The 4,404-nt window shown below is 69.2% G+C and carries 5 protein-coding genes and 1 pseudogene; 3 read left to right on the top strand and 3 right to left on the bottom strand.

What is annotated here, in order from left to right; all coding sequences use genetic code 11:
• Positions 1 to 141 precede the first annotated feature (141 nt).
• Complete coding sequence (locus tag ABZ260_RS47450; RefSeq protein WP_355631567.1) at positions 142 to 1,371, bottom strand: lipase; 1,230 nt, start codon at positions 1,369 to 1,371, stop codon at positions 142 to 144.
• Between the two features lie 163 nt (positions 1,372 to 1,534).
• Between ABZ260_RS47450 and ABZ260_RS47445 the strand changes: the two genes are divergently transcribed.
• Both ABZ260_RS47445 and ABZ260_RS47440 read left to right on the top strand, forming a co-directional pair.
• Entirely contained in the window at positions 1,535 to 2,713 is a 1,179-nt protein-coding gene (locus tag ABZ260_RS47445) for a histidine kinase (protein WP_355631564.1), read from the top strand.
• A complete protein-coding gene (locus ABZ260_RS47440) occupies positions 2,710 to 3,372 on the top strand; it encodes a response regulator transcription factor (protein ID WP_355556998.1) in 663 nt (220 codons plus the stop codon). The genes ABZ260_RS47445 and ABZ260_RS47440 overlap by 4 nt, the downstream gene beginning before the upstream one ends.
• Positions 3,373 to 3,408: 36 nt before the next feature.
• On the opposite strand, the pseudogene ABZ260_RS47435 reads toward ABZ260_RS47440, so the two are convergent.
• Positions 3,409 to 3,534: pseudogene (locus ABZ260_RS47435) on the bottom strand (Tn3 family transposase); the annotation flags it as partial.
• Positions 3,535 to 3,647: 113 nt separating this feature from the next.
• Entirely contained in the window at positions 3,648 to 4,037 is a 390-nt protein-coding gene (locus tag ABZ260_RS47430; RefSeq protein WP_355556992.1) for a RidA family protein, read from the bottom strand.
• Positions 4,038 to 4,104: 67 nt separating this feature from the next.
• On the opposite strand from ABZ260_RS47430, the gene ABZ260_RS47425 reads away from it, so the two are divergent.
• The coding region (locus ABZ260_RS47425) for an ABATE domain-containing protein (protein WP_355631561.1) at positions 4,105 to 4,404 on the top strand (300 nt) is incomplete at its 3' end.

The raw sequence follows: 4,404 nt of genomic DNA, 5'->3' as shown, positions 1-4,404 counted from the left end.
ATCCTGGCCGGCCTGATGTTCTGCGTCGCCCTGGTGGTGACGCTCGTGGCACTGCTGAACCTCCATAGGCGGCTCGGCCTCGCCGGGCGGCCCACCACCGCGGTCGGCGACTCGCCCTCGCTCGTCCGTGGCGGCCGGCGGTCAGGGAACCAGCGTGATCTCGGGATAGCGCTGGTCCGGCATGTCGAACAGGTGTGTGGCCTGCCCCTTGAGATGCAGGTCGAAGAAGGCGGTGATGTAGGCACGCTGCGCTGCCACCGACCGTGCCGGATCGATCGTGCCGACGAGATCCTTGACCTGGGGCAGCATGACCTGCAGGTCGGTGAACGATCCATGCGCCGCGCCGGCCAGTCTCAGCTCGCGCTTCCACCCGCTGGAGGCGTTCCAGAAGGACTTCCAGGTACGGTCGCCTGCCCGGGTGTGCGCCTGGGCGGCGAACTGCAGGAACGGCCTGCCCACTCCTGTCCGCGCTATGGGACCCACGTAGGAGCCGTCGAGGTTGACGCCCGCGTCGATGCGAGGGTCGTCGTGGGCGAGCTGGGCGGCCACGGATCCGCCGATGGACTGGCCGAGTATCCCGATCTTCGAGAGGTCCATGACGCCGCGCAGTCCGGCGATCTTGTCGAGGCGGTCGATTACGAACCTCATATCCGCCAGGCGGATCTTGGCATGCTTTCTGAGCAGCTTCGCGATGACGTTCGGCGTCAGCTTCGACGGCAGCGGGACGGCCCGCTCGACCCTCCCCCCGGGGAACTCGACCTGATCGGCCTCGTAGGTGTGATCCACGGTGACCACCAGGTAGCCACGGCTGGCCAGCTCCTCTACGAGCACCGTGCCGAGGGTCCGCGGTCCACCGTCCCCCGGCGCGAACAGTACCACCGGCAGCGACCCGGCCTTCCGGTCGACCGGCGCCCCTTCCCGGGCGTGGGTCGTCGTGGCGGCCCAGTCCATGCTGCCCTGCTTGATTCCCATCGCGGGTGCCGAATGCCGGTCCCAGTCGGCCGCCGCCATCTGTGACATGTGCGGTGCCAAAGGACGATTGGAGGGTCCGGCCGGATACCAGAGGCTCACCATCAGCTCCCGATACGGCCGCGTCTTCACCATCGGATCCCGCCGCGAAGAGTCCACCAGCCGCAACGCACGAGTGCCGATCGAATACCGCCCCGTGGGGGCAGGCAACGTCAACCTGGTGGCAGGGGCGGAGGAGACGGCGAGCCTGGTGGCTGCCTCGGCGATCGTCGCGCCGCTGCCGGTGATCGCGGCCGTGACGGAGGAGGCGTTGGCGGGGTGGGCTGTCAACGGGATGGCGGCGGTCGCGAGGGCGAGCGAGGCGATGGCCACGCGGCGGCGGGTGAATGCGGTGGTCGGCATGTGGTCGGCTCCGTTCTTGATGCGTAATCGTGGTTCAGGAGCTTTCCAGCGGTCTTCCGGCCCGCACGAGCGGCAGGAAGCTGATCCGGTCATACGACTTCGGGCTGACCCTCCTCCCGCAGGAGGAGAGAATTCGGGCTGGTAGGTCGCTTAGTGTGGCGGTATGAACGGCCGGCCCTGGATGCTCGACGCCCTGCTGGCCGCCGCGATCTTCCTCGTCACACTCGGCCCCGGCCAGGTTCTGCGGGGCGGTCTTGAGGTTGTGCTCCTCCAGGTCGGCCTTGTGCTGCCCCTGGTGTGGCGGCGGCGCGCCCCGCTGACGGTGTTCGCGTTGATCGCGGCGGTGGCAGGCCTTCAGTGGCTGGCTGGTGTGCAACTGCCCGCCGACGTGGCGCTGCTGGTGGCCCTGTACAGCGTCGGCACGCACGCGACGTGGCGGCGCACGCTCGCGGCCGCGGCGGTGGTCGAGGCCGGGGTGGTGCTGGCCTCGGCACGGTGGGCACCAGAGGGTCGGTTCCTCCTGTCGGTGGTGGCGTTGACGGCGATGAGTGCCGCCGCGGCCGTCACCGGCACGAGCATGCGGACCAGGCGTGCCTACCTCGCCGCGCTGGAACGCGACCGCGACCAGCGGGCCCGGCTCGCGGTCGCCGAGGATCGGGCTCGGATGGCACGCGACATGCACGACATCGTCACCCATAATCTCTCCGTCATGATCGCTCTCGCTGACAGCGCCCACTACGTTCGCGCCAGCGCCCCGGACAAGGCGGCCGCCGCCATCGGCCAGATAGCGGAAACCGGCCGCCAGGCCTTGGCCGACATGCGCCGTAGCCTCGCTCTGCACGCCAATGACCATGAGCCGGACGCTGCCGATGGGACGGGATTGCGGGCGGCCGACGACCTGCGGCGGCACCCAACGCCCGGTCTCGCCCAGCTCCCGGCCCTGGTCGACCGGCTGCGGGCGGCCGGGCTCGCAACCAGCCTCCAGGTGTACGGCGACGCCGCCCAGATCCCGGCCGCCGCCCAGCTCACCGTCTACCGCCTGGTCCAGGAAGCCCTGACCAACGCGCTCAAACACACCTCGCCCGGAACCCGTGCCGAGGTCCGGGTCGAGGTCTCGTCCGAGGCCGTCACCCTGGAGGTCACCAACAACGGCACCACTCCGGTAACCATCGGCGGCGGGCACGGCATCAAAGGCATGCGCGACCGGGTGGCCGCCTACGGCGGAACCTTCTGGGCGGGTCCATTCCCGGCAGGAGGCTGGCAGGTATCGGCCCGGCTGGATCTCACCGCACCCCACCAGCGGATGCTCCAGGAAGGCTCGCGAGGCGGGGGCGCGGCGTGACGATTCGAATCCTGCTCGCCGATGACGAGTCGTTGCTGCGCATGGCCTTCACGATGGTTCTCGAGATCCAGCCCGACATGTCGGTGGTAGGTGAGGCCGCCGACGGCGCCCAGGCCGAACGCCTGGCACGTCAGCTCCACCCCGACGTCGTCCTCATGGACATCCGCATGCCGGGCACCGACGGCATCGAGGCCACCCGCCGGATTGTCCGTGACTGCCCGCAGACCCGAGTGCTCATTCTGACCACCTTCGACCTGGACGAATACGCCTTCGCGGGCCTCAAGGCAGGCGCGTCCGGCTTCCTGCTGAAGAACTCCCGCCCGGACGATCTGCTGGCCGCCATCCGCAGCATCGCCGACGGCGACGCGGTGGTGTCCCCGAGGATCACCCGTCGCCTGCTGGAGAACTTCGCCCCGCAACTGCTCAACGGCAGCGGTCCCGGTCAGGACGAACGACTCGCCCGCCTGACCACCCGCGAACGCCAAGTGCTCATCCAGGTAGGCCGCGGCCTGTCCAACGCGGAGATCGCTGCGGCCCTGCACCTGGCCGAAGCAACGGTGAAGACCCACTTGGGTAGAATCCTGGACAAACTCCAGCTGCGCGACCGGGTACAGGCCGTGGTTTTCGCCTACGAGTCCCGCCTCATCCAGCCGGGTTGACCAGCCCGTACGGGTCCCGCTCCGGCGGCTGGGGGCGATGAACGACAGCAGCTCGTCGGAGACGTCGCGGCCCTGGGCGCGGAGCTCGCCGATCGCCTTGCCGTAGTACTCGGTGCTCCAGGTGATCACGGCGTTGGTGAGCAGGGTGAGACACCACGGCATCTATCACCTCTGGGTCCAGGGCGCGCATGATGACGGGCAACCTCCACCTGGTCGTACCCAGCATCAAAACCGGGTCAACCCGACGACCGGTGGATGGTCCCGCTCCCGGGGCGTCACACGACGGCGACGGCGTCGATCTCGACGAGGAACCCGGGGCCCAAGCCGGCGACGACGTGGACCGTGATGGCCGGGGGTGGGTCGGCCGGGTTCCACGCCTGCTGGAAGGCGGCAAAACCCTCGTTCAATGCGTGGCCGTCCACCACGGCGATGGACCAGTGCACGATGTTCGCCAGGCTTGCCCCTTCGCTCTCCAGGATGGTCGCGAGGTTGCGCAACGCCTGGCTGCTCTGCTCCCCGACTGTGGGACCGACGACCTTACCGGCGGCGTCGACGCCGTTCTGCCCGCCGATGTAGATCGTCTTTGTCGGCTGTTCGACCACGACGGCCTGGCTGAAGGCCGGGTTGCGGTGCAGCCCCTCAGGGTTGATGTGCCGTGTGCTCATGTGCCGCCCTCCGTTGACGATGACACCAGTAATAGTGGTTTCGTATGACACCGGTTATAGTGGTTTCATGCGAGCGAGCGCAACCGGACGGGTGCTGCACGACCCCAAGGGAGGGTCCTTCTGGTTCGACGCCGGCGCCGTCTGCCTGGACTTCGCCCACACGGGCGGTGAGGGCCGGTACGCGGTGTTCGAGACCCTCCACGAGCCCGCCGACCTAGGTGAATGGCTGGCCCAGCCGCCGCTGGCCGCAGCCATGACGGTCCCCGTGACGGCCCGCGAGCTGACCGCGGCCAAGGCCCTTCGCCAGGCGATCTGGGACGCGGCGCACGCCCGGGCGGCGCGTCGCCCCCTCCCCACCGGGGCGGTC

Source organism: Streptosporangium sp. NPDC006013, from assembly GCF_040614275.1.
In the GTDB taxonomy this organism is placed as follows: domain Bacteria; phylum Actinomycetota; class Actinomycetes; order Streptosporangiales; family Streptosporangiaceae; genus Streptosporangium.
This window is presented reverse-complemented; position numbering and strand designations above follow the sequence as displayed.